Consider the following 26988-nt stretch of genomic DNA (forward strand, 5'->3'; position numbering starts at 1 on the left):
TTAATTTTTTATGAGGCAGTTGTTCTTTTTTATCATATTTTTTTTAGGTCTTGTTATACATATTCAAGCACAGGAAATTTCCATTAAAGGTGTTGTTGTAGAAAAAGGGTCTAATTTGGCAGTGCCTTACGCTACCGTTGTAATTGTAGACTCTCAATCTAATCAACCTATAACGGGAACGACCACCAACGAAGACGGTGCGTTTAACATAGAAACCGATTCTAAAGCGGTGTATTTAAAAATTAGTTTTATAGGTTTTAAAACCTTGACTTTTAATAGTATCGATTTTAATTCGTCTAATATCGATTTGGGAACCTTGTATATGGAACAAGATGCCCAAGCTTTAGACGAGGTAGTTGTTCGTGCCGAAGTGTCTTCAACCCAATTTAAACTCGATCGAAAAATATTTAATGTGGGGCAGGATATCGCGAATACCGGTGCGAGTGCATTAGAAGTTTTAAATAATGTTCCGTCTGTAAATGTTAATATAGAAGGCCAAGTAAGTTTAAGAGGAAATAGTGGTGTTCAAATTTTAATAGATGGTAAACCTTCGGTATTGGCAGACGAAAGTAGTAATGCTTTAGGTACTATTACTTCAGATATGATTGAACGTATAGAAGTTATAACCAATCCATCTGCCAAATATGACGCAGAAGGAACAGCGGGAATTTTAAATATAATTCTTAAAAAAGAAGAGAAAAAAGGATTAAATGGTTCCATTTCGCTTAATACAGGAATTCCAGATAACCATAGTATTGGAGTGAGTTTAAATAGAAGAACCGAAAAATTTAACTTATTCACCCAGTTTGGAGGAGGATATCGCTCTTTGCCTAGAGAAAACACTTCAGAAAATACAAATTTTGAAACAGAATCTACCGTAACAAGTGAAGGAACGGAATATAGAAATGAAACCTTTTTCAACATTACTTTAGGAACAGATTATCATATAAACGATTTAAATGTTTTAACGCTTTCAGGAAATTTTGCTTACGAAATTGAAGATCAACCGTCGCGTACAGATTTTAGTTCGTATCAAGGTTCTGTACTAGAATCTCAGTGGTACCGGGAAGAGGCTACCGATGCTACAAACCCGAAATGGCAATATGAATTGAATTATAAAAAGGAATTCAAAAATAACGAGGAGCATACCTTGCTGTTTAGTGCTTTAGGAAGTTTCTTCGGAAAAGATCAAGAATCTGAATTTACAAATACAACCACTTATGGCGATATTGTAAATGTAGATCAGCAAACAGAAACCACATTTCAGCAAGCAGATTATACCTTTAAGTTAGATTATACAAATCCTATTTCGGAAACGTTTACGATAGAAACAGGTGTGCAATACTTAATAAATGACGTTGGTAATGATTATGAAGTTCGTGAATTAGAATCGGGAGAGTGGATAGTAAATCCTAACCTAACCAATAATTTTGAATACAACCAGAAAGTGCTCGGCTTTTATGGAACGGGGTCTTATGAAGCAGACAAATGGGGTGTAAAAATGGGACTTCGTATAGAGGATACAAACCTACACACATTATTAACTAATACCGACGAAGAAAACAACCAGAAATACACCGATTTTTTTCCAACCGTTCACAGTTCCTATAAATTTAACGACGATTTTTCAATACAAGCGGGGTATTCTAAACGAATTTTTAGACCTCGTTTATGGGATTTAAATCCGTTTTTCAATATTAAAAACAATTATAATATCCGTGTAGGAAATCCAAACTTACAACCAGAATACACCAATTCTTACGAGCTTACAGGAATATTAAAACTAGGGAAAGCAACACTTAATTCTAGTGTGTTTTATCTGTACACTACAGATGTTGTAGAGCGTGTGTCTGTTTTTCAAGATAATGTTACCGTAACCACGCCTATAAATGTAGGAACAAATGGTGCTGTAGGTTTTGAGTTTAACGGTAAATATGCTCCTTTAAATTGGTTGTCTTTTAATGGTGATTTTAATTTCAATTATTTTGAACGTGAAGGAGATTTTGAAGACCAATCTTTCGATTTTACAGGGAATAAATGGAGCGGACGCATAACGTCTAAAATAGGATTACCTGCCGATTTTGATTTAGAAATTACTGGGCAGTACGAATCCGATTATCAAACGGTACAAGGCGAAAGCGAAGGTTTTGCTTTTGCCGATATTGGTTTACGTAAAAAAATATTAAAAGGAAAAGTAGTTGTAAATTTTGCAGTGAAAGATGTTTTTGAATCTCGAATTTATCAGTCTACCATTCTAAATGAAAATAACTATAATTATAACCGAAATTTTAGAGGTCGTTTCTTTACGCTTGGCTTTAGTTATGGTTTTGGTAGAGGAGAAGCTATGACCTATTCAGGAAGACGATAATAAGTGTTAGTAAATGTTTCCGACACAGGAATACAATCCTATTCATAAATTCTTTTAATTTTTCTATAAAGAAATGACAGTATTTCCTGTAATAACATCCACTATTTCGGCCTCAGCTATAGGTGCGTTTCTAATAGAAACGTATGGCTTCAGTCAATCTGCATCCTGTACTTTGTTTAGAACAGGAATGAATCATACCTATATGGTAAGTGACTTTAATTGTAAATATGTGTTTCGTATTTACTGTTACAAATGGCGAACAAAATTAGAAATTATTGAAGAGCTACGGTTGTTAACAGGCCTTGAGAAAAAAGCCGTAAGTGTATCCTATCCGTTAAAGGATAAAGAGGGTGAATTTATCCAAGATATTCAAGCGCCAGAAGGCTTACGGTATGGAGTCCTTTTTTCGTTTGCGGAAGGCGATAAAATGAGGTTCTTAGATGAGAAAACCTGTTTTTCAATCGGGCAATTAATGGCGAAGTTTCATAAATCTACACAAAATAAATCATTACAACGTAAGGTTTATAATGCCGAAACTCTACTGAAGGCACCATATAGAAAAGCTAAGTCATATTTTAATGAGGCTCTAGACGAGATGCAATTTATTAAAACACAAATCGATGAAATATCGAAAACCTTTAATGCTATAAACGAAGAAACTTTAAGAAAGGGTGTGGTGCATTTAGATATTTGGTACGATAATATGAGTGTAAAGAACACAAATGATATTACACTCTTTGATTTTGATTTTTGTGGCAATGGCTGGTTTATATTCGATATAGGGTATTTCTGTAAACAATTGTTTCATATAGAAATGGATAAGTCCAATTATGAACTGAAGAGAAATAAATTCTTAGAAGGATATAATAGTGTTTTAACATTAAGGCAGGTCGAGTTAGATTTACTCCCAAAAGCTGGGCTTGCGGTTTATATTTTTTATTTAGGCATTCAATGTGAACGTTTCGATTGGTCTAACATTTTTCTTTCAGAAAATTATTTAAAAATGTATGTGGGGCGCATGCATTCATGGAATGCGTATAATCAAGAAAACATCTTAGATAGTTGTGGTTAAACCCTTGTTAAGATTTAGAATTTAGTCGTAGATTTTGTATCTTAGAGAAAGTAAATATGTAATCACTAAATCTGAAAATCATGAAAAACATTTTAGTCACAATCGATTTTGATGGGAAAGAACAGATTTTATTAGATAAGGCCTATCAATTTGCATCTGTATTTAATTCGAAAGTTTGGATTATGCATATTGCAGCGCCAGATCCAGATTTTGTTGGGTATAGTGTAGGGCCACAATATATAAGAGATAGCAGGGCCGAAGAGCTGCGTAACGAACATCGTATACTTCAAGATTTTTCTAGAACCTTAAATGAACGCGGTGTAGAAACAGATGCTTTATTAGTGGATGGAGCTACTATTGAAATGATTATGAAGGAAGCAGAAAAATTAAATGCCGATTTAATTATCACGGGGCATAATGATCATGGATTCTTTTATAAAGCATTTATAGGAAGTACCTCTGAACAAATTATTGCAAAATCTAAAATCCCTGTGCTTTTGGTGCCTTTAGACCGCTAGTTGATTCTTACAATTACATGCGTAATTTACGGTTATTGCCTTATAGAAAACAGATCAATCAATTCTAGTTTTTTAATGAAGATTGACGAATAATAAGTTCTGGTGGCAGGATTAGATTTTTTTCAATCTTTATTGTTTTAGGGTCGTCCAGTTGCTCTAAAAACACTTGAGCGGCATACTTGCCAATTTCTAACGGACATTGATCTACAGAAGAAATAGGTGTTTCTAAAAACTTAGTAAAAGGTTCGTTGCTAAAGCCTACAACGGCCATGTCGTTAGGGACATTTATGCCTCTTAATTTTAATTCTTGAATACCTCCCAGAAGCATAAAATCGCTCGATGAAAATATGGCATCGGGTTGCTGTTTTAATTTTAAAAGGGTTTCTATTGCCAATTTTCCACCTTCTAAATCATTTTTTACAGGAATTACAAGGTCTTCATTAAATGGAATATCATAATCTTTTAAAGCTTGTTTGTATCCTTCTAATCGTCCTTGGTATATATTAACAGATTGATAGCCTAAAGCGGTTAAGTGGGCAACGTGCTTACATCCTTGTTTTATTAAATGTTCAGTCGCTATATAGCCACCTTTAAAATCGTCTATAGTTACAGAACTAACACCTTTTATTTCAATTTTTCTATCAAAAAATATAAGGGGAGTATGTTTTTGTAAAACGCGGTCAAATATAGATGTGTCTTCGGTATTTTTTGTCACCGAAAGTAAAATGCCGTCAACTTGAGCATTTAAAAGGGCATTAATATTTTCAATTTGTTTTTCTTCTTTTTCATGTGTTTGGCAGATCATAACATGGTAGCCTTTTTGTTGTAATTCTTCTTCTATTCCACGTATTATAGAACCAAAAAAATTACTGTCTATACGCGGAACTATAACACCTATATTTTTGCTTTTACCACTTTTTAGAGCTAGGGCTAACCTGTTTTGTTCGTAGCCTAATTCTTCAGCTGTTTTTAAAACGAGTTTTTTTGTTTTCTCACTGGTTTTAGAATGGTCGTTTAGGGCTCTAGAAACGGTTGCTGCAGAGATGTTTAACCTTTTGGCAATATCGTAAATAGTCGCTTTTTCTTTCATAATTTTTTAAGTATTAACGTACAGGAATATTAAAATATTATACTAAGAGCTGTTTGGTTAACCAATTTAGGCAAATTATTTTCTAATAGCTTGGGATTACTAGTTTTAATGAAAAATTTATCGTTTTAGCAATGTCTACAAGTAATTTATAATATTGGGATAGTCTTTATTATAAAATTTTTTATCATTTTAAGTTACGGTGGGTTAGGGTGTTACGATATAATTATTTTCGAAATATGTTTTGAAAGTAGCATTGTTGTATTTTTACTTCAATAAACCCGCGAATACATGAAGGTAGATGATTTAGTAGGACAGTATACTGTAATTGGAAGCAATCAAAACGATAGCGATGTGATGTATAAAGGTATACTTGACTTGACGTTAGATCTTAATAACAGAATACAAGCAAAATGGTTAATTAACAATGAACAGGAGCAGTTTGGAGCAGGCTTTTTTAAAAATAATATTTTAGTGATAAATTTTTATTACTTAGGAGAATCGGGAGATAGATTTGACGGCGTTGTGGTATATAAAGTGATAAATCAAGATATTTTGGATGGTTTCTGGTCAGAAGAATTTGGCGATCCTTTATTTCTTGGGGAAGAGCGTTGCTTTAGAATTAAGGATGATGATGAGTTTGTAGATTAATTTATTGTTTTTTAATTAGGTAATGTTGGGTTTGTTTTGTTCTGGTTAAAATTTTAGTTAACTTAGTTATTGTTTTATTCTGATACATTAAAACACTAAGACTCTTGTCCCTAAGAGCACATATAATAGCAAATATTTTTAATACAATTACTGAGAGGTAGTCTGGCTGTTTCGATCCATATTTTATAGGTCTTCAGGTTAATTTGCTATATGAATTATCATCTTTCAATAAGTGTAATTCCCAATAACATAGCAGTTGTATTTTACTGATTCATTAACACATAAAATAATAATTATGAAAGCAATTCTATGTACTATCATTTTAGCGGTATTAGCGCTAGGTTGTCAAGAAAAGAAAGAAAAACAACTAGTTGAAAACAATTCCGTAACTTCTGAAAAATCTGTAAAAGATAAAAGTATTTTTAAAGCAACTTTAGGAGATAAAACTTACGAAGTCGAGATTCAATGTTCCTATTTTAATGAGGATTATTTTCAGTTTAAATCTGATAAATTTGATGTCGGAGATTCTAACGGTGACGGTATAAATATCTCTGGATTTCAGGATGGAAAAAAGCTTATATTATCTATTGAAGACCAAGGGGTGCATTACAGCTCTCCTGGGGTTTTGACTTGGAAAAAAATGAATGATTCGTTTACAGGAGAAGGCGAACTTTATGAAGAAGGTTCTGTAAAAAAGATTAAAGTAAAGTTTTCTGGCGAATGTAAATAATTATCTTAGTGTTTTCAACCTAAAATAATTCAACAATGAAATTAGCAAATGTCATTATAGTTTTGATATTATGCCTTTGTTTTGGCTGTAAAGATAAACCTGAGAACAAAGAGGTTATAGACTTTATTAAAGATATTGATATTACACATGGTATTGCAGATGACGAGTTAGATACATCTAGAAAGCAACCAATATTTAATGTAGATGTTTCTTTAAATGGGAAAAAAGTAGATTTTACGCAGCTTAGCACTAAAGAAAATGTGGTGTTTATGGATGCCGGACTAAATATTAAGTTAGTGAATAAAAATAAAAATGTATGCATGCTTAATTTTATAAGCGATGATTTGTATACCACTATACCAAATTCGTTTACATTTCAATCTGTAAACTTACCAATGAATCAGCAATTAATTTCCGAAAGAAAACGTTCCCATATTCAGGTTTATATTCCGGAAACAAATACAAATAAGGATGTGAAAATTCTGTATACAGGGGAAGCTATTATTCAAAAATTAACAGAAGACGAAATAGAAATCACTTTTCAAGGTAAAGCTAGAACCCCAGGTGAAACTGAACCAGAAAAGTTATACGATTTTGAGGGACATATAAACATCCAAGATTACAACATATACGATATACGTCATAATAAGTGAAACCGGAGATAAATTTGGTTTGCCCATAATAAGGTGTTCTAGATAAAAAGGTTGTCTATAAAGGCAGTATAGACTCGGTAATTTTGTGATTTCCATTTTATATAGAAATAGTATTTAGGAGGTGTTTTTAATTCGCTTTGTTGTGAAATTCGTTAATATTTTCCTTATAATTTTTCTAATCCTAAAATTTTATCTATTTTTGGTAAACCAATTTGGTAAACCAATTTAATGGTGTTTTTGAATGCTTTTTAAGTTAAAAAAATAAGGTTAAACCAAAATTTATACATTAATATAGTAGAAAACGCTTAAATAAGAATAATCGTAATTATTAGATTTCATAAAAAGAAAGCGAAATAAAAAATATGTTATATTTAAAAAGATTCATTTTAATCTGTTGTGTCATGTTGGTTCAGAACGGATTTTCTCAAGACCACCCCAATTTAATTCTTACCAAGCAAGGGGTAAAGGATATCAAATCACAATTAGGAAAAGTGCCTTTGTTTGATGCCACTTTAGCTCAAGTTAAGGCCGATGTAGATGCTCAAATTCTTGAAGGAATAGATGTTCCTATTCCTAAAGATATGGCTGGGGGGTATACCCATACTAGACATAAATTAAATTATCTTACCATGCAAGAGGCTGGTGTTTTGTACCAAATTTTAGGTGACGAAAAATATGCTATTTATGTACGTGATATGTTAAATGAATACGCTAAGATATATAAAGGTTTGCCAAGACATCCACAAGAGCGTTCTTATGCTAGAGGAAAATTATTTTGGCAAGCATTAAACGATTCTAACTGGTTGGTGTATACAAGCCAGGCTTACGATTGTATTTACACCTTCTTGTCTAAAAAGGAAGTTAAATATTTAGAAAAAGAATTGTTTAAACCTATGGCAGATTTTCTGTCTATAGATACACCTCAGTTTTTTAACAGAATTCATAACCATAGTACTTGGGGTAATGTTGCCGTAGGTATGATAGGGTTAGTTATGGATGATGATGTTTTAATTGATAGAGCATTATACGGAATTAAAGGTTTAAAATTAGATGCCGGTAAAGATAACGATGGTGGCGATATTTTTGTAGAAGGACAAAAAGCTGGTTTTTTAGCTAATTTAGAAGAGCCTTTTTCTCCAGACGGTTATTATACCGAAGGTCCTTATTACCAACGTTACGCCATGTATCCGTTTATGATTTTTGCAGAAGCATTGCAAAATGTAAGACCAGAAACAAAACCATTTGAATATAAAAATGGCGTGTTATTAAAAGGTGTAGATGCTTTATTGAATTTAACAGATAAGAATGGCGATTTTTTTGCCTTAAATGATTCGCAAAAAGGGATGTCTTATTACTCGGGTTCTTTAGTGTCTGCAGTAGATATTGCTTATTTTTATGGTAAAAAAGATCCAGCATTATTATCGATAGCAAAAGAGCAAGGGCGTGTACAATTAGATCAAACAGGTTTGGCTGTAGCGATGGATATTCGAGATGGAAAAGCAAAACCATTCGATAAAAAATCTATTTTACTTACAGATGGAGCTAAAGGCGATGAAGGTGCGGTTGGAATATTGCGTTCAACAAAACAGGATGCACTTACTTTAGTTATGAAAAATGCTGCTCAAGGATTAAGCCATGGGCATTACGATAAATTATCCTATTCTTTATTTCATGAAGGAAACGAAGTTTTACAAGATTATGGTTTAGCTCGTTTTGTAAATATTGAACAAAAAAATGGAGGAGGATATTTAAAGGAAAATAAAACTTGGGCAAAGCAAACTATCGCACATAATACAATTATTCAGGATGAAACCTCGCACTTTAACGGCGACTATGATACAGGAAGTAAGCATCATTCAGATATGTATGTTTTTAATGTTGAAAATCCAGACATCCAAATTGTAAGTGCAAAAGAAAAAAATGCATATCCAGGTACACTTTTACAGCGCACCATGGTGATGTTGAATCATTCAGATTTTGAGCAACCTGTTGTTCTGGATCTTATGCAGGTGAATTCAGATAAAAAACATCAATTCGATTTACCGTTTTACTATTTAGGCCAAGTGATTTCTACTAACTTTGATTATAAGAAAGAAGAAACCTTGCATACTTTAGGTAAATCTCACGGGTATCAGCATTTATGGAAAGAAGGCGAGGGTACTTCAACATCTGGAGATGCGGCCTTAACCTTTAGGAATAATAATACCTTTTATACGATAACTACGACGGTTTCAGATAAAGATCATTTAATTTTTGGTCGTATAGGTGCCAACGATCCGGAATATAATTTAAGACCAGACCCGGTATTAATTGTTAGAAAAATACAGACGCAGCTTTATTTGCCTCGGTCATAGAAACACATGGAAGCTACAGTACTGTTAGTGAATTAGCGCATAACGCTTTTTCAAGTATCAAAAACGTAAGTGTTTTAGAAAGTTCTGAAGCATATTCTGGAGTCACTATAACAATGAAGAACGGGGACACGTTTGTTTTTATAATGTCGAACTCAAATTCGGCTAAAACAGAAAAACATAATATAAATATTAATGGCAAAACCTATAATTGGAACGGTGTTTGTTATTTCAAGAAACAATAACTATTAGAATAAGAGCAACATTTAAACACCTATAAAATTGATTAAGATTGAGTTTATAATTTTAATTTCTCTAATTTTATAGTTTAAATACGACTTATACATTATCAAATAAAAATTAAACAAAATGGAAAGATTTAGTCAAAAGTACGTTATCACAAAAGACATGGAATGGGAAGAACTTGGTGGAGGAGTGTCAAGAAAATTCTTAGGTTACGATAACCAAATTATGATGGTACAAGTAAAATTTGAAAAAGGGGCATTAGGTTCTCCTCACCAACATTTTCATACCCAAGCAACTTATGTTGTTTCAGGTAAATTCGAATTTGAAATTGATGGCGTAAAGCAAATCGTTGAAGGAGGAGATGGTGTTTATATCGAGCCAAATTTATTACATAGTGCAGTTTGTTTAGAAGAAGGAATGTTAATTGATACCTTTAGCCCAGTAAGAGAAGATTTCTTGTCTGGTGGTGGAGTATCTTATTTCGGAGACAAAGAGTAGAACCTTATTATATTAACTAGAAAGAATTTATTTCTTCTGGTTACTTAAACGCATAACGTTACCAAAGCCAAAGATATCTTTGTTTGTTGGTAATATAACACATAAAAACCGTCTTTTTAGGCGGTTTTTTTAGTTTATAATAGATACGGTGTATGGTAAAGTTTAGTTTTTTACATTGCTGAACAGGGGGGTAGGCTTGTCTGTTTTTGGTCTCTTTATTTAACTGAAATCTATTTTAATTTTTCGCGTAAAATTGTGGTGTTTTTTTGTGTAACCACGTGAATAAATCACCTTGTTTTTCTCTCAATTTTCCATAAATAAATAAAATTTTTGAGTTTAGTATTAAAAAATAATATACTATGCTGAAGATTTAATTTTATGGCATATTATTTTTTCAATAATTATGTTAAAGTTTTTAGTTTATTTTAAAAATGATATGGAAATTGTTTTATATTTTTTTTAATAAAAAGACGCCAAAAGATGTTAAATAATTAAGATAATTTAGAGTTAAAATATGGGTTTATTTTAGAGGAATTCTATGTTTTTTAATGAAAATATGGTGTTTTAATTGCGGAGAGGCTAATATGGTAAACCGCTTATAACTCAGTAATTTATTGCTTAAAGATTGTGAAATTAATTGTTAATTGAGCAGATTTTTCATAATTAACATTAAAACGCATATTTTTTTATCCAATTATTTTTTTTTAACAGGAAATTGGCATATATTTGGTCAACCAAACTGGATAACCAATCTGGTTTACCAAAGAAACAAAAAATTGGTTAGTTCATGCTTTTACTGTTAAGAAAAAGACGAATAGAAAGGGTAGTTGTGCGTCTACCTTTTTAACTACTATTTATTGAAGTTTAATTTATAAAAATACTTGTATAGTAGCTTATGTTATTATAAAAGTAAGGAAAAAAAGTTATAAACAAAACAATTTAAATATTAGTTATAATAAAATATTCTGTTTTTCTATGATAGTAAGGTGTGGTTAGTAATAACATGCTGGCCAATAAATAGTTCTAATTATTTATTATTAAAACAAAACAAATGGATTTGAAAAAACAATTAGTATTGTATGTAGTTCTGTTGCTAAACACAGCTTTGTTTGCGCAGGATCTCGTTTCAGGGGTCGTTTCTGACGAGAATGAAGTTCCTATACCGGGGGTAAATGTCTTGATTGTAGGGACAACTAAGGGAGCTTCTACTGATTTTGACGGAAAGTATGAGCTTTTAGTTGAAAAAGGAGATATATTACAATTCTCTTATTTAGGTTATGTTACTCAGGTTATCACTGCCACAGGTAATCAGGTAATTAATGTAGTGTTAAAAGAAGACTTAAGTGAATTAGATGAAGTAGTTGTAATTGGATACGGTACTCAGAAAAAATCACACGTAACTGGAGCGGTTTCAAAAGTTGTTAACGACGATCTAGATCAAATTGCAGTATCAAGGGTTGATGATGCCTTAGTAGGTCAGGTTTCTGGGGTTAACATTCAGCAAACAGATGGTGAGGCGGGTGCAGCACCAAGTATTACAATTAGAGGGGTTGGATCTATGGCAGGTGATTCTACTCCATTAATCGTTGTAGATGGTGTTATAGTAGATTCTAGTTTCTTAGGATCTTTAAATATGAACGATGTAGAATCTTTTGAGATATTAAAGGATGCGGCATCTTCTTCTATTTTCGGTTCTAAAGGATCTAATGGTATTATCCAAATTCAAATGAAAGCGGGTGTAGCAGGTAAAACAAGAATTAACTATTCTACGTTTACTGGTATGAAAACTGCTAGAAAAAGTGATGCTTACGGATATACTACAAGAGCATGGGCAGATCAACAAATGAGAGATGTAGGTGAGTTATCTATTTATACTCAAGCACAACTACAAATTGGTACAGACCGTTCTTGGCAAGATGTATTCTTTGAATCAGGTATCATTAATAACCACTCTTTATCTTTAAGAGGTGGTAACGACAATACTAAGTATGTTGTGAGTTTAAACTATGCTAATGACGAAGGTGTAATGTTAAAAGATAATTACACAAAGTATGGTGCCAGAGTTAAAGTGGATAGTAAAATTAACGATAAATTTAAAATTGGTGCTAGTTTAAGCCCTTCTTATACAGATAGAACACGTTTTTCTGAAAACATTCATAACGTAGCAAGACACCAACCTTGGTTGCCTATCTATCATACAGAAGAAACACTTAAATTTATTGATCCAAATGGAGCATATAAAGACATTGAAGTAGGGGATTACGCTAGACAAGATCACTTTACTATGTTCGATTTTAATGGTGATGGTGTATACGATGAGCAATTATTAAATATTGGTAACAGTAATAACTCTAACCCTTACGCTAGAATTGTAGAACGTGATAGAGAAGATAAAACATTCCAATTATATGGTAGTTTTTACGGACAATACGATATTATAGATGGATTAAGCTTTAAGAGTTCATTATCTGGTTCTTATACACAAAGAAGAAGAACAGATTACATGGGAACACTTGCGAGAGAAGTGCCTACAGATGCTTATATGGAAGAGATTTCTCAAGGAGACAACTATATGCTTTTTGATAACTTCTTCAACTATAACAAATCTTTTGGAAAACATGACTTAGGTGTAACTGCGGGTGCATCTGTTGAGAGTAGAAATTATTTCTTCTCTGGATTCACAGGAACAGGATATACTAACGATGAGGTAAAAGAAATTACAAACGCAACTGCAATTTCTCAATTTGATGGATTTACATGGCAAAAAAGAGGTATCTCTTACGTAGCTAGAGCAACTTATGCATTCGATAATAAATATTTAGCGTCTTTCAGTTTCAGACGTGATGGTAGTTCAATCTTCGGTTTAGATTATAAATACGGTAATTTCCCTGCAGGTTCTGTTGGTTGGAATATTGCTAAAGAAGATTTCTTAGTAGAAAGTAATGTGGTAAGTAACCTTAAGTTAAGAGTTAGTTATGGTGTTACTGGTAACGACCGTTTAAATACAGGTGCGGTAGATTTAGATGCTAATGGTGGTGGATCTACATTAAGTACTGGTAATATCTTAGTAGATTACTATCCTCACTTAGCCTTATTAAGTGCTTCTGGTAACAGTTACCCAGTAGATGGTAATATTACAGCAGGTTTCTCTCCGGTAAATATTGCTAACCCAGATTTAAGATGGGAGCGTTTAATAGAGATTAACCCTGGTATTGACTATGGTTTCTTAAACAATAGAATTACAGGTTCTGTAGACTGGTACCAAAGAACAAGTGACCAGTTATTACTTAACAACCCAATTTCTGTAACTACAGGTTTCGACGGAGCATTAGTAAACTTAGGAGAAGTAACTAACGAAGGTTGGGAAATTGAATTAAGAACTAAGAATATTACTTCTGAGAAATTTAGATGGAGTACAACAGTTATCGCAACTACAAACCAAAATACATTAGTAGATTTCGCAGATTCTAACGGTCAAATTACAAGTTTAGATCCTGCTAGACCAGCAGAATGGATTAACTTAGAAGGACAACCAATATCTCAGTTCTACGGATATGTAGTAGATAAAGAAATTCCTTTTGAATATAGAGATAGACCTTACAGACACGTTGGTGCTGAATCTGGTTTAGTATATGTAAAAGATTTAAATGGTGATGGTGTTTTAGATGATGATGATAAAACAGTATTAGGTAACCCTTACCCAGAATTAATTTGGAGTTTTACAAATGAGTTTTCTTTCGGAGATTTCGATTTCTCTTTCATGTTCCAAGGTTCTCATGGTGCAGAAGTAAGAAACATTGCAGATCACTACTTATTTAGTAACAACAACAACAGAGCATTAATTCCAAACTCAGAAGGTATGGAAGCGCCTAATCAAGAATTCTTGGTAGATAAATTCTTTACAAACAGTATTGTTCAAGATGCATCTTATATCGCATTAAGAAACGTTAATATTGGATATAACTTACCAAGCGATGTGTTAGATAAATTTAAGATCTCAGGATTAAGAGTGTATGCTACAGGTCAAAACCTATTGTATTTCACTGCAGACAACTATACAGGATGGAATCCAGAGGCTGTAGATAAAACGAACCCAACACAATATGGATACCAAAGAGGAGGATCGCCAATTTATAGCACCGTATCTCTTGGATTAAATTTAGATTTTTAATAATTTTTCAACGATAAATAAAATAATATTATGAAATATTTTAAATATATCGCTTTTATTTTGGTGGGAAGTCTTTTCACGGGATGTAGCGACTTTTTAAACCCAACTCCAAGTTCTGGTATTACTACGGATTCGTATTATAAAAATGCCGACGAATTAGAAACAGGTTTAATTGGAGTATATGCTGGTATTAAAGGAATAAACAGTACTAGTAAAGAAGATAACCATGGTGTACAATGGGAGTTTTACGTAACAGAAATGCGTACTGATAATACGTCGACTAAAACGCCAGATTCGGAAGATGCATCTGATGCTGGGCAATTAGAAAGTTTTGCAGTACTGCCAACTAACAACTTCGTATTAAATTACTTTTCAAGTTATTTCCAAATTATATACAGAGCTAACATTATTTTAGCTAATATGGATGTTGTAGATGACGAAGTAAGAGCAGCAGAACTAGAAGGTGAAGCTAGATTTATTAGAGCTTATGCTTATTTTAACTTAGTACGTTTATTTGGTGATTTACCATATATTGATCGTGTTGTTACTCCAGATGAAACTGAAGTACAATTTACAAGAGTTCCTACAAGTGTAATCTACGAAGATTTAATTATTCCAGATTTATTAAGTGCTGTAGCAGGAATCAATCATAACTATACTACAAGAGCAAACAAAAATGCTGCAAAAGCATTATTAGCTAAGGTATACTTATCTTTAGAGTCGCCAGAGTATAATAAGGCACAAGTACTATGCGAAGAGATTATTAACAGTGGTAAATACCAATTACAATCTAATTTTAGTAATGTATTTTACTCTGAGTTAAACTCTGAAGTTATTTGGGCTATCGGTTACAACAGCCAATTACAAGACAACAGTCAGTTATTTTCTGCAGAATTTATGAATGCTGTAGGTAACTCAAGTGGTGTAAACTACGTTACAACAGATTTAAAAGCCGCTTTAGATGAAGAAGGTGGATTAAGAACGCCTGTGGCTTATAGAGAAGATCCGCTTACAATTTTTGGAGGAACTATTAGATACCAAACAGCTAAGTACTTCCCTGATGGTGATTCAGGAGGAGCAGACGGTCAAACTTTCGAAGGTGTACCTACTTTAGCAGGTAACGACTGGATTGTATTACGTTATGCAGATGTATTATTAATGCATACAGAAGCCATTTTAGCAGGTGCTACAGAAACGTCAAATGCTAATGCTATTAATTCCTTTATGGAAGTGAGAAGAAGAGCTTGGCCAGATTCGGCTACGCCTGGAAAAGTAACTAGAGATGAGTTGTTATTAGAGAGACGTGTAGAATTTTCTTCAGAAAACCAAAGGTTCTTCGACTTGTTACGTTTTAAAGTAGCAAATTCAGTATTATCTGCATTTGCAGCTGCGAACAACTTTAATTTTACCGCTAACGATTTATTATTGCCTATACCGCAAAACGAAATCAACTTAAGTAAAGCTAGTGGTACAGAGATGAGACAAAATCCTGGATACTAATTAATTGTAATTGATTAACTAAAACACATGAAAACAATGATTAATTTAAAAAAATACGCTTTTGGAATCTCGGCAAGTGCTTTGCTTATTACGGCCGCGATCTCAATGACATCTTGCGACCCGAGTTTAAGCGCTTTTGAGTTTGAATTGCCAGAGGCAAATTCAAAACCAGATACTACACCTCCAACTGCAGGGTTTACAGCAACGGCAGAAGCGACAGATTATTTAACATACACGTTCGCTAATAACTCAGATAACGCAACAGATTTTGTTTGGGATTATGGTGATGGGAATACCTCTACAGGTTACGATGGGGTTAATACCTATCCAGGTGAAGGAAACTTTTTAGTAACCTTAACTGCAACAGATAAATTAGGAGCGGTATCTGTAGATACTTTAACTGTAAGTGTTGTAGAACCTGAAATTCCACCAACAATTAACCCAGATGTTGTTAATGGTAACTTCGATGAAGGTACTGCAGGTTGGAAACCAAGCAATTGTACAGGTTGTAATACTAATGCTTTCAATGCAAGTTCAGATGGTTCACCAAATAATTACGATGGTACACCTTCAGGAGCTAGTAAAACACCAGGTGCTAAGTACACTAGTTCTACATCAACTAAATCAGATGGTTCACCTAAAGATGATGGTAGTACACGATATGGTTTACAAACTCTAACAGTTACACCTAATGCGGTTTATGTTATAGAATATGAATATGCTATTGAAAATGATGCAGCTGATATTGATGCTGAAGGTGATCGTGCCGTAGTTAGAATTACAGATGGTTGGTATTCTGATGCAGCAGAAGCAGCAGCTTCTGAGCCATTAGTACGTGTTGCTGGAGCTAAAGCAGATGGTAAAGGAGCCTTTAATATTGCTAGAGGTGTATTTACTTCAAATGCAAGTGGTCAAGTAACGATCCTTATGTCTGCAGCTACAGCTGAAGATGAGTTATGGATAGATAACCTTAAAGTTTATCCAGTAGAATAAAATCAAATAAAATGAAAAACTTCCGAAAAGAAATATTAGGATTATTAGTAATAGTTTTTCTTTCTGTTAACGCTACTTGTCTTGCACAGACAGGTAGCGCTACAGATTCGGATTCTAAAGTCGAGAAAAAAGACAAAAAGAAGAAGAAAAAGAAGAAGAAAAAATATAAACTACCAAATGTCGATTTAAGTCATTGGAGTGTTACTACTCCAGAACTTAACGCCAAAGGTAGAGCTATGAATATTGAGCCACCAGCGATCTTGGATTATGCTACAGATGAAAGGTTAATTCCATACATGTACAACGATTCTTCTATTGGAGCTTTAGTCTTTTATTCTTTTCCGAGTAATGCCACAACGGCAAATACAAAGTATACCAGATCTGAGTTAAGAGAACAAATGGTTCCAGGCGATAATAATACGAACTGGAAATTCGCCGATGGTGCTTATATGAAAGGTAGATTGTCTATGGGCGATGTGTCTAAAAGTTCAGATGGTAAATACCATAAAGTTATTATCATGCAAATTCACGGTAGATTGTCTAATGAACAACGTGAATTAATTGGTCAAAAAGATAATAATGCACCACCAATCTTAAAAATTTATTGGCAAGATGGTAAAATTCGTGTAAAAACTAAAGAGCTTAAAGACTTAGCAGCAAGTAATGAAGAAATCCTTCATGAAGATGCTTGGGTAGACGATAAGGGATTTACGTTTGAACAAGAAGTAGGTTTTGGTAAATTTTATTTAGAAGTAAAAGTAACAGACGGTAAAATGGTTGTTATTTTAAATAAAAACGAATACGCAGTTTACGATAATGTCCACATGAGAAGATGGGGTGTTTTCGAAAACTATTTTAAAGCAGGTAACTATTTTCAGTCTAGAGACGAAGGGTCTTTTGCAAAAGTTAACTTCTACGATTTAGAAGTTAGTCATTAACAAATAATTACAATTATTATTAGGTTTATTTAACATACAAAAAAAGGGTTTGTTAATACAGAAATAGCTCATTTTTTTGTACTTTTGCACACAGAAAAAAACTGGTTAACCAATTTTAATTTTTTAGAAATTTATGAAGTTAGAGGTACTTTCAAAAAGCGATAACCAAGAAATTTTAAATCGAGTAATGTTTTTAATTGGAGAATTAATAAACGTTAAGAATTTAGAACCAGGGGATAAGCTACCTTCAGAACGAATGTTAGCCGAGAAGTTTAATGTTAGTAGAAGTCTTGTTAGAGAGGCTATTAGCAAATTAGAGTTTTTTGGTTTATTAAAATCGATTCCTCAGAGTGGTACGTTTGTAGCCGATATTGGTGTTGTTGCCATGAACGGAATGATCGATTTTATTTTAAAACTCGATGATCCAGATTTTAAAGCTTTGGTAGAAACACGTATTCTACTTGAATTAAAAATTGTTAAGTTGGCTGCTCTTCGTAGAACAGAAGAGGATTTAGTTCAAATAGAAAATGCCTTAAAAGCTTACGAAGATAAAGTTAAAAATGGTAATCAACCTGCAGTTCAGGAAGATTTACTATTTCATTTGGCCATTGCCAATGCTAGTGGTAACAGTACTTTAAATCTTTTTATGCTAAAAATTACACCAGAAATTATTACAAATTTCAAAAAGTATCACGTGTGCTCAAATAATTTAACTGGGCAAGCTGCAGATGAGCATAGAGAAATTTATAATGCTATAAAATTGCAAGATCCACAATTAGCAAAAACAAAAATGAAAGAGCATTTTAAAATGTTATATCAGTATTGTTATAATATTTTATAAACGTTCAAATAATACATGCAAATGTTGATTTTGACATTTGTGTACTAATGATTTTAATAATTAAATAAATAAAATGAAGGTAAAAGGATTAAGGTGGTTTATTATTGGGCTTATATTTTTAGCATCTGTAATTAACTACATCGACAGAAGCGCATTAGCAGTTATGTGGGGAAGTGAAAGTCTTCCAGGGTCAATTTCACACGATTTAGGCCTAACAAAAGAGCATTATAGTTATATCCTTAACATCTTTATGGTGGCTTATGCTTTAGGACAATTATTTTCGGGTAAATTGTTCGATAAAGTTGGAACACGTATCGGATACGTAATTAGTATTGGAGTTTGGGGATTATCATCTTTCTTACACTCTACCGTTAGAGGATTCGTAGGACTTGCTTTTTTTAGAAGTACTTTAGGTTTATCAGAAGCTGGTAACTGGCCAGGAGGAGTTAAAAGTAATGCAGAATGGTTCCCTATTAAGGAACGTGCTATCGCACAAGGACTATTTAATGCAGGAGCATCTATAGGTTCTGTAGTTGCACCACCATTTATTGCTATGCTATTTGTTGCCTTTGGATGGAAAATTACCTTCATGGTAGTAGGTTCTTTTGGTATATTGTGGATTATTCCATGGTTACTTATCAATAAAGCAGGACCAAAGAAACACCCTTGGATTACAGAAGAAGAACAAAAATACATTTTAGATGGTCAGTCTCAAGCAGATCGTGATGCTGAAGACGATGTTAAAGGTTTAAGTTTAAAAGAAATTTTATCTCACAAAGAAGCTTGGTCTATCGTTGTAGGTCGTTTCTTCTTAGAACCAATCTGGTGGTTATTTGTGGGTTGGATGCCAATTTACTTATTCGATGTTTACGGATTTGATGTAAAAGAAGTAGGTATGTTTGCTTGGGTACCTTACGTTGGTGCCGCTATTGGTAGTATTGCTGGAGGATATGTTTCTGGGCAAATTATTTCTAAAACAAACTCGATAGATAAAGGTAGAAAAACGACTATCTTAATTGGTGGTATCATCATGTTCTTAGGTTTAGTGGCTACTGTATTATATGGTAACACACCAGAACGTTTTGTAGGTATCGTATTCGTAGTATTATTCGGATTCCAGTTCGCTATTGGTAACGTACAAACTTTACCAAGTGATTTCTTCAATGGTAAAAACGTTGGTTCTTTAGCTGGATTAGGAGGAATGGTTGGTGTATTCTCTGTTATTATCATGAACTTTATTGTTCCTATTGTTGCAGAGGTATCTTACACCCCTATATTTATTGCCATTGCAGTATTTGTTCCGCTAGGAATTGGAGCAATCTACTATTTCGCAAAAGAAATTAGAAACGTAGAGTAAAATAAAAAACAGAGTAAAAATTAATAATATAAATTAAATTAAAATGAGTAAAGTAGCAGTAATAACCGGTGCAACCGGTGGAATTGGTTTTGAAGTAGCAAAAAGACTAGGAAAAGATGGATATACTGTTGTATTAAACGGTATTGAAGATGAAGTAGGAGCTCAAAGAGTTGCAGAATTAACTGCAGAAGGCATCACTGCTGAATATATTGGGTTCGACATGACTAAAGACGAAGCAGTTACTGAAAACATTACTAAAATTGGTGAAAAATACGGGAAAATTGATCTTCTTGTAAATAATACTGGTGGTATTGGAGTTAGAGCTAGATTTGAAGAAATGACAACTGAGCAATACAGATTTGTTATGGCTTTAAACCTTGATTCAGTATTTTTTGCTTCAAGAGCTGCTATTCCTTTCCTTAAGAAAGGTGAAGATGCTTCTATCATTAACTACACGTCTAACGCAGCTTGGAATGGTGCAGGACCTGGTGCTGGAATTTATTCAGTATCTAAAGGTGGAGTACAATCTATCACTAGAGCTTTAGCTAAAGATTTAGCTGAATACGGAATTAGAGTAAACGCAGTATCTCCTGGTACTATCGATACACCTTTCCATGCTCAAATTAAAGCTACTAAGCCAGAAGTTTTTGCTTCTTGGGCAAATAGTGTATTATTAGGTAGATTAGGTCAGCCAGAAGAAGTTGCAGGTGTTGTTTCTTTCTTAGCAAGTAAAGATGCTTCTTTCATTACAGCTGAAACTATCCAAATTGGTGGTGGTCAAGCTTTAGGTATCTAATTGAAAGTGATGTATAAATTATAAAGGCTTAGCCTTTAATTTTAAACCACTATATAATTAAAGCCACTTCTGTTTAAATAACAGAAGTGGCTTTTTTGTTTTAACTATTTCTTATTTTGAGTTCCATTTTGTTAGCTGCCCGAAGCCAAACTCTGTATTGTATTTTCTTCCTTTTGTGTATTTATCTTTTAAAACTTATCAGGTTCTGTTCTTGTTATGCTTTGTAAGATAGCTGTGAAACGCTATATTTTTTATATTATTATAAGAACCAATTAGTATCTCTTAAAATATTACAAAAACATTGAAGTTATTTCACTTTTTTGTTTCTTAAGTTCCAATTTAACTCAAATCGAATAATCGAAAAATTTTCATTTATAGTAGTAGTACTATTATTAAATAGATTAAAAAATATAAACAAAACATACTAATCGGTATGTTTTGTTTATATTTGTTTTATGGAACAAGAATTAAAGTCGGAATTAACCAAACAAATTATTATAGATAATGCCTTTAAGTTGTTTTACGAACATGGATTTAAAACAACGAGTGTCGATAAAATAATGAAAGCATCTCTGCTTACAAAAGGAGCGTTTTATCATCATTATAAAAATAAAAAAGAATTGGGCCTTGAAGTTATTAGTTTAAAACTTCAAAAACGTGTGTTCGAAAGTATGATTGCCCCTTTATACGAACCGGGAAATGCGATCGACATTTTAAAATCTACATTTTTAAACCGAATACAATCTTTTCCTGTTTACGATAAACAACACGGTTGCCCAATGAATAATTTTATAAATGAAATTGGCGATTTAGAATTAGCCTACCAGTTGGCTTTAAAACAGATTATAGAAACTTGGAAATCTGCATTAGTGGCTTTAATAGAACGCGGTAAAACAGAACTGACCATAAAACAAGAAGTGTCCAGCCAAGCTGTTGCCGTGTATTTAATAAGTGCTTTTGAGGGGGTTCGTGGCATTAGAAAACTATATACAGACGATACAATTCTAGACGAATATGTTTTAGGATTGTCAGCTTATATATCGCAATTAGAATATTAATTTTTTATCATAAAACATACCGTTTAGGATGTTTTTAAAACAACCAAAATTATGATTAATAACAGAAGAGATTTTATTAAAAGAACAGCAATATTTAGCTTGGCAAGTACAGCAATTCCTCAATTTGGATTTGCAGGAAATGAAGTTCCAAGAGACAACAAGAAAACAGAAGGCAACAGACCAAAAGTGCTTTTTTTCGATGTTAATGAAACGTTGTTAGATTTAACGACCATGAAAGCAAGTGTAGGTAAAGCCCTGGACGGACATTCAGAGTTATTACCGTTGTGGTTTACTACTATGCTTCAATATTCATTAGTGTCGACCGTTGGAAATCAATATAACGATTTTGGTATTATTGGAGCAGCAGCTTTACAAATGGTAGCTTTGAATAATGGAATTACTTTATCAGAAACCGAAGCCAAAGAAGCTATTCTTGGTCCGATTAGATCTTTGCCGGCACATCCAGAAGTTAAAGAGGCGCTGCAAAGTTTAAAAGATGCAGGATACAAATTAGTGTCGTTTACAAACTCCTCGAATAAAGGGGTTGAAACACAATTTAAAAATGCAGGATTATTAGATTATTTTGAAGAGCGGTTAAGTGTAGAAGATGTAGGTAAATTTAAGCCACATGCAGATACCTATGCTTGGGCAGCTCGTAAAATGGGTGTACAACCCAAAGAGTGTTTGTTAGTTGCAGCTCATGGATGGGATATTGCAGGTGCGCTTTGGGCTAATTGGAGAGGGGCTTTTGTTAGTCGACCAGGTGCTCAATTATATCCTTTGTCACCAAGCCCAGAAATAAATGAACCGAATTTAAAACGGATTGCAGAGCGATTAATTGCTTTAAAATAATTCATCGCAATGAAGAACATAATAAATCAAATTTTAAATGTCATCGCCATGGTGGCCATGGTTTTTTTTGCCACCCCCAAATTATTAGGAAAGCCGCAAAGTGTAGCCGGTTTCAAGCAGTTTGAATCTGCTTTGGGTATAGATGCCGACTTTTTTATGTTATTTACAGGGATTTCAGAATTAGTTTTAGCTGTTTTATTGTTACTCTTTACAGTAACTCATAAGAAGGTTTTAGGAAAAATTGCTTTCGGATTTTTGCTAATAACCATGATTACAGCGTTAGGATTAGAGTTTTTTGCAAGACCAGAGCCCAAAATGCTACTTGTCGTTATCGCTATAGGCTTAGCGTCGATTTCGATTTACAAATTAAAAACCATTAGATAAATTTTAAAACTATAACTTATGACATTAGAAAACAAAGTTATTATAGTAACAGGAGCTTCCAGAGGAATTGGCCAGGCGGTTGCCTTTCTATTGGCTAAAAATGGAGCAAAAGTTGTTGTGAATCATTCTAATAGTGTAAAAGAAGCGCAGGAAACGGTCGATACCATTATAGAAATGGGCGGACAGGCTATTGCTGTTAAAGCCGATGTAAGTAATAGAGAAGACGTTACTAAGCTGTTTGATAAAACCATTGAAACATTTGGCCAGATAAACGTTTTAGTAAACAATGCTGGCGTAATGATTTCTAAACTTATTGCCGATAATACACAAGACGATTTTACAAAACAATTTGATGTGAATGTAAGAGGTGTGTTTAATACCCTTCAAGAAGCACAACTAAAATTGGCAGATAACGGAAACATCATTAATTTTTCTTCAAGTACCGTAAAATTAATGTTTCCAACATATGCCTTATACTCTGCTTCGAAAGCTGCGGTGGAGCAAATGACCCGTATTTTTTCAAAGGAAATTGGGCGTGGTATTTCGGTAAATGCATTGGCACCTGGACCAACAGAAACCGAGCTGTTTTTAAAAGGAAAATCTACCGAAATTATTGAAAAATTAAGTGCGATGAATGCGTTTAATCGCTTGGCAAAACCTTTAGATATCGCGCAGGTTGTATTGTTTTTAGCTAGCGATGAATCTAAATGGATTTCGGGTCAAGTTATTGGTGCTAACGGAGCTATGGTATAAATTATAGCATCTTATTTTTTGTAGGGTTATATTAGGTATATTACCATTCTAAAATTTAGGAATCGGTATATATGAAATCAAAATTATTTTACATTTTAGTATTGTTTAGTCAGTTATTTTATGCTCAAGAAAAAGTGTATTTCTCAGCTTCTGGGAAAGTAGTTAAAGAGCGTCAAGCCGATTATTACCGAGTACTAACTAAAACCGATGATAATGTATGGAAAATGGAACGCTTTTCTATGTCGGGTGCATTACAAACAGAAGGGTATGCTTTAAAAAAGAATGGTAAAGAGAAAGTTGGCGAGTATAAAACATACTATGCTTCTGGAGAATTACGAGAAAAGAGAGTGTTCGACTCCGATGTTTTAATGGAATTTGAGTCGTATTATAAATCAGCTAACTTGAAGCGCAAAAGTATTTATGAGCATGGAGACCTTGTTACTTTAAAAGATTATTATGACTCCGGACAACTTAAAAATGATGTTTTATATTCGGGAGAAGAACAAAATAGAGCGCTTAAGGCAAAATCTTATTATGAGTCCGGTGCTTTAAAAAGAGACGATCAATATCTTGTTCAGGAAGGGAATAATACGAAAACATATAAGCTGATAAAAGGTGTTTGCTTTTCAGAAGAAGGCGCTGCGATACCTCATACTACATTTATGCGTTATCCTGAATTTGTAGGAGGAAAAGAGGTTATGAATATGTATATAAAAGCAAATTTTAAACAGCCAAAAAAGGTTAAAAAACAAGAAATAAAGGGAACAGTAATTGTAAGATTTGTAGTGGGTAAAAATGGGGCGATTAAAAGAGCTAAAGTTATAAAATCGCTTAGTGTCGACTTAGATAAAGAAGCACTACGCGTTGTAAACAATATGCCAAATTGGACTCCGGGAATGGAATATGGCGAGATAACTGATATGACGTTTCAATTACCAATGGTTCTTCATTAAAACAATTAGCCCAGCTAAACTTTCTTACACAATTTAATAATGACTTCAAAAATGCATACACCCGAAATACAAAGTGTTTGTCCGTCTAACACACAGGAATGGCGAATTTGGTTAGAGAAAAACCATAAAACAAGCGATGCCGTTTGGGTTATTATGTATAAGAAAAAAACCGAAATACCTTCTATTACATGGAGCGAAGCCGTAGATGAAGCACTCTGCTTTGGCTGGATTGATAGTACAAAACGTGCGATTGATGACGAAAAATACATGCAATATTTTGGAAAGCGAAAAGCAAAAACTACCTGGTCTAAAATCAATAAAATAAAGGTTGAAAATTTAATAGCTCAGAATTTGATGTTCGAAGCTGGTCTTGAAAGTATCGAAATTGCTAAACAAAATGGCTCTTGGTCTATTCTAGATACTGTTGAAGCGCTAATCGTTCCGGATGATTTAGAACAAGAACTTAGTAAATATCCAAACGCTAAAGATTTCTTTTTAAGTTTAAGTAAGTCTGCCAAAAAAGGCATTTTACATTGGATTTTTATGGCCAAACGCCCAGAAACTCGTGAAAAACGTATAAAAGAAATTGCTCTGCAAGCTAGCAAGGGCAAGAAGCCAAAACCGTTTTAGAATCTAAATATTCATCAATCTGAACTCCCGACTACGTACAGTTATGGTAATTCATGTTTTTTCATAATTGGATAACAATTAGAGGAGAGTGTTTGGCGAATTAAGAATAACGGATTTTAATACGTTCTAGTCAGTCTTTAATTTGATACCTGCAGATACCTAATTCCAACTTATAACTCTTTTGTGGGATAGAAATAAAACGATAAGATGTTTTTTATGTGCTTGTATATTTATAGTGCTTATTTTAGAATAAAATTTTAGAGTTACCATTATGAACATAAAAATAACCCAAGACCACTTTAAAATCTGTCGTCTATCTTTTCGGTTTTTTCTGCTTTTAGCTATTACAGTTTCATGTAAAAAAGAAAAGCAGGAAAGTGTTGCATCTAGTCCAGCAACAGAATCGGGCTTAGAAATTGTCGATTCAAATTCAATAGAACATCAATCACTAGATGAAGATTTAACATCACCTTTTGTAATGTTGAATAAAGATGAAAAAATTAGCAATGTAATTCGCAAAATTTTTCAAGATAAAAAAGGGCGTATTTGGATTGGGGCAGAAAATGGTGCTTATTATTATGATGGTACTATGCTAAGGTATTTAGATGACATCAAAGATCAATACGGAAAACAAGTCACCATTAAATATATTGCAGAAGATAACATTGGGAACATTTGGTTTGGGCATACTGCCGGAGTGAGTAAATTTGATGGTAGTACAATTATCAATTTTTCCAGAAAAGATGGGTTAATAGACAACGATGTTTGGTGTTTAGCAGTCGATAAAAACAACACAATTTGGATAGGTACGCTACAAGGCGCTTGTTATTTTAATGGCGATACGTTTTCTAGTTTCGAGATTCCTGAAGGCCAAAAAGATAAAACACGAGGCGTGTCTAGCACCAAGATTGTGCATAGTATTATGGAAGACAGTAAAGGTAATATGTGGTTTGCTACCAATGGAGGAGCTTATGTTTTTGATGGTAAAACGTTGACAAATATTTCGGAAACCGATGGTTTATGTAGTAATTATGTGAGTAAGGTTTTAGAGGATAGAAACGGAGGTTTTTGGTTTGGAACCGTACATAATGGATTGTGTTATTTTGATGGTGAGAAGTTTACCAATATTACCAATCAGTTTGGGGTGCAAGGAAAAGAAGTATGGGATGTTTTTCAGGACAAGAAAGGAGATATATGGTTTTCGGTGAAAAATTATGGTGTGTTTTCATTCGACGGGAAATCAATCATTAATTATAATAAAGTCCACGGACTTCAAAGTCATGCAATTATGGATATCTTTCAGGATAATTCTGATCGGTTTTGGTTCGGAGGTTTTAACGGTCTAACACGTTATAATGGCCAAGATTTTGTAAATATTACAAAGCAAGGACCATGGAGTAATTCAAAGTAACATTATATCTTTATTATATAACAGTTCCCTTTAGTATAGATTAAATTCTTATTTTTATAACCATGGGCTTAAGGAAGCTTTATAGACCATTGTAATAATTAAAAACAGACGTAAAATGAATACCGTAAGACTAATTGGACTATTACTATTAATTGTGGGCGTGGTGTTACACTTTAC

At 33.3% G+C, this 26988-nt stretch carries 23 protein-coding genes; 22 read left to right on the plus strand and 1 reads right to left on the minus strand.

Annotated elements, in window-relative coordinates; genetic code table 11:
• The first annotated feature begins 10 nt into the window (after positions 1-10).
• The 3 genes from A9D35_RS15310 (at position 11) to A9D35_RS15320 (ending at position 3958) form a co-directional block, all read left to right on the plus strand.
• Positions 11-2368, plus strand: a complete 2358-nt coding sequence (locus A9D35_RS15310) for an outer membrane beta-barrel family protein (protein WP_066224584.1) — start codon at positions 11-13, stop codon at positions 2366-2368.
• 73 nt (positions 2369-2441) lie between these two features.
• Positions 2442-3440, plus strand: coding sequence for a phosphotransferase (locus A9D35_RS15315; RefSeq protein WP_066224587.1), 999 nt, complete (start codon positions 2442-2444; stop codon positions 3438-3440).
• An 80-nt stretch (positions 3441-3520) separates the two neighbouring features.
• Positions 3521-3958, plus strand: a complete 438-nt coding sequence (locus A9D35_RS15320; RefSeq protein ID WP_066224590.1) for a universal stress protein — start codon at positions 3521-3523, stop codon at positions 3956-3958.
• A 64-nt stretch (positions 3959-4022) separates the two neighbouring features.
• Here the strand turns inward: A9D35_RS15320 and A9D35_RS15325 are convergent, their stop codons facing one another.
• Positions 4023-5048 (minus strand): LacI family DNA-binding transcriptional regulator, encoded by a 1026-nt coding sequence (locus tag A9D35_RS15325; RefSeq protein ID WP_066224593.1) that lies wholly within the window; start codon positions 5046-5048, stop codon positions 4023-4025.
• Between the two features lie 288 nt (positions 5049-5336).
• On the opposite strand from A9D35_RS15325, the gene A9D35_RS15330 reads away from it, so the two are divergent.
• From A9D35_RS15330 to A9D35_RS15420, 19 genes are all read left to right on the plus strand, one after another.
• Positions 5337-5696 carry a hypothetical protein gene (locus A9D35_RS15330; RefSeq protein ID WP_066224595.1) on the plus strand — a complete coding sequence of 120 codons (360 nt, stop codon included), beginning with the start codon at positions 5337-5339 and terminating at the stop codon, positions 5694-5696.
• Positions 5697-5991: 295 nt separating this feature from the next.
• On the plus strand, positions 5992-6426 hold the full coding sequence (locus A9D35_RS15335) for a hypothetical protein (RefSeq protein WP_066224597.1): 435 nt from the start codon (positions 5992-5994) through the stop codon (positions 6424-6426).
• A 35-nt stretch (positions 6427-6461) separates the two neighbouring features.
• Positions 6462-7079: a hypothetical protein gene (locus tag A9D35_RS15340; protein ID WP_066224600.1), complete on the plus strand. Its 618-nt coding sequence runs from the start codon at positions 6462-6464 to the stop codon at positions 7077-7079.
• A 401-nt stretch (positions 7080-7480) separates the two neighbouring features.
• Positions 7481-9433: an alginate lyase family protein gene (locus tag A9D35_RS15345; protein WP_369692181.1), complete on the plus strand. Its 1953-nt coding sequence runs from the start codon at positions 7481-7483 to the stop codon at positions 9431-9433.
• Positions 9434-9799: 366 nt separating this feature from the next.
• Positions 9800-10174 carry a cupin domain-containing protein gene (locus A9D35_RS15350; protein ID WP_066224604.1) on the plus strand — a complete coding sequence of 125 codons (375 nt, stop codon included), beginning with the start codon at positions 9800-9802 and terminating at the stop codon, positions 10172-10174.
• 1051 nt (positions 10175-11225) lie between these two features.
• Entirely contained in the window at positions 11226-14345 is a 3120-nt protein-coding gene (locus A9D35_RS15355) for a SusC/RagA family TonB-linked outer membrane protein (protein WP_066224608.1), read from the plus strand.
• Positions 14346-14375: 30 nt separating this feature from the next.
• Positions 14376-15845, plus strand: coding sequence for a RagB/SusD family nutrient uptake outer membrane protein (locus A9D35_RS15360; protein ID WP_066224611.1), 1470 nt, complete (start codon positions 14376-14378; stop codon positions 15843-15845).
• 27 nt (positions 15846-15872) lie between these two features.
• Complete coding sequence (locus A9D35_RS15365) at positions 15873-16838, plus strand: PKD domain-containing protein (RefSeq protein WP_141675553.1); 966 nt, start codon at positions 15873-15875, stop codon at positions 16836-16838.
• Between the two features lie 11 nt (positions 16839-16849).
• On the plus strand, positions 16850-17776 hold the full coding sequence (locus tag A9D35_RS15370; RefSeq protein ID WP_066224616.1) for a polysaccharide lyase family 7 protein: 927 nt from the start codon (positions 16850-16852) through the stop codon (positions 17774-17776).
• A gap of 133 nt (positions 17777-17909) precedes the next feature.
• Positions 17910-18617, plus strand: coding sequence for a FadR/GntR family transcriptional regulator (locus A9D35_RS15375; RefSeq protein WP_066224620.1), 708 nt, complete (start codon positions 17910-17912; stop codon positions 18615-18617).
• 73 nt (positions 18618-18690) lie between these two features.
• Positions 18691-19974: an MFS transporter gene (locus A9D35_RS15380; RefSeq protein WP_066224623.1), complete on the plus strand. Its 1284-nt coding sequence runs from the start codon at positions 18691-18693 to the stop codon at positions 19972-19974.
• Between the two features lie 43 nt (positions 19975-20017).
• Positions 20018-20770, plus strand: a complete 753-nt coding sequence (locus A9D35_RS15385) for an SDR family NAD(P)-dependent oxidoreductase (RefSeq protein WP_066224626.1) — start codon at positions 20018-20020, stop codon at positions 20768-20770.
• A gap of 455 nt (positions 20771-21225) precedes the next feature.
• The gene (locus A9D35_RS15390; protein ID WP_066224628.1) at positions 21226-21828 is read left to right on the plus strand and encodes a TetR/AcrR family transcriptional regulator; all 603 of its coding nucleotides are present in this window, start codon (positions 21226-21228) and stop codon (positions 21826-21828) included.
• Between the two features lie 51 nt (positions 21829-21879).
• Complete coding sequence (locus tag A9D35_RS15395) at positions 21880-22680, plus strand: haloacid dehalogenase type II (RefSeq protein WP_174545277.1); 801 nt, start codon at positions 21880-21882, stop codon at positions 22678-22680.
• 9 nt (positions 22681-22689) lie between these two features.
• The gene (locus A9D35_RS15400) at positions 22690-23064 is read left to right on the plus strand and encodes a DoxX family protein (RefSeq protein ID WP_066224632.1); all 375 of its coding nucleotides are present in this window, start codon (positions 22690-22692) and stop codon (positions 23062-23064) included.
• A gap of 18 nt (positions 23065-23082) precedes the next feature.
• Entirely contained in the window at positions 23083-23817 is a 735-nt protein-coding gene (locus A9D35_RS15405) for an SDR family oxidoreductase (protein ID WP_066224634.1), read from the plus strand.
• A 71-nt stretch (positions 23818-23888) separates the two neighbouring features.
• Positions 23889-24770, plus strand: a complete 882-nt coding sequence (locus A9D35_RS15410; RefSeq protein WP_066224638.1) for an energy transducer TonB — start codon at positions 23889-23891, stop codon at positions 24768-24770.
• A 39-nt stretch (positions 24771-24809) separates the two neighbouring features.
• Positions 24810-25400: a YdeI/OmpD-associated family protein gene (locus A9D35_RS15415; RefSeq protein ID WP_235817910.1), complete on the plus strand. Its 591-nt coding sequence runs from the start codon at positions 24810-24812 to the stop codon at positions 25398-25400.
• A 271-nt stretch (positions 25401-25671) separates the two neighbouring features.
• A complete protein-coding gene (locus A9D35_RS15420; protein WP_066224641.1) occupies positions 25672-26811 on the plus strand; it encodes a ligand-binding sensor domain-containing protein in 1140 nt (379 codons plus the stop codon).
• Positions 26812-26988 lie beyond the last annotated feature (177 nt).

Source organism: Formosa haliotis (assembly GCF_001685485.1).
GTDB classification, from domain to species: domain Bacteria; phylum Bacteroidota; class Bacteroidia; order Flavobacteriales; family Flavobacteriaceae; genus Formosa; species Formosa haliotis.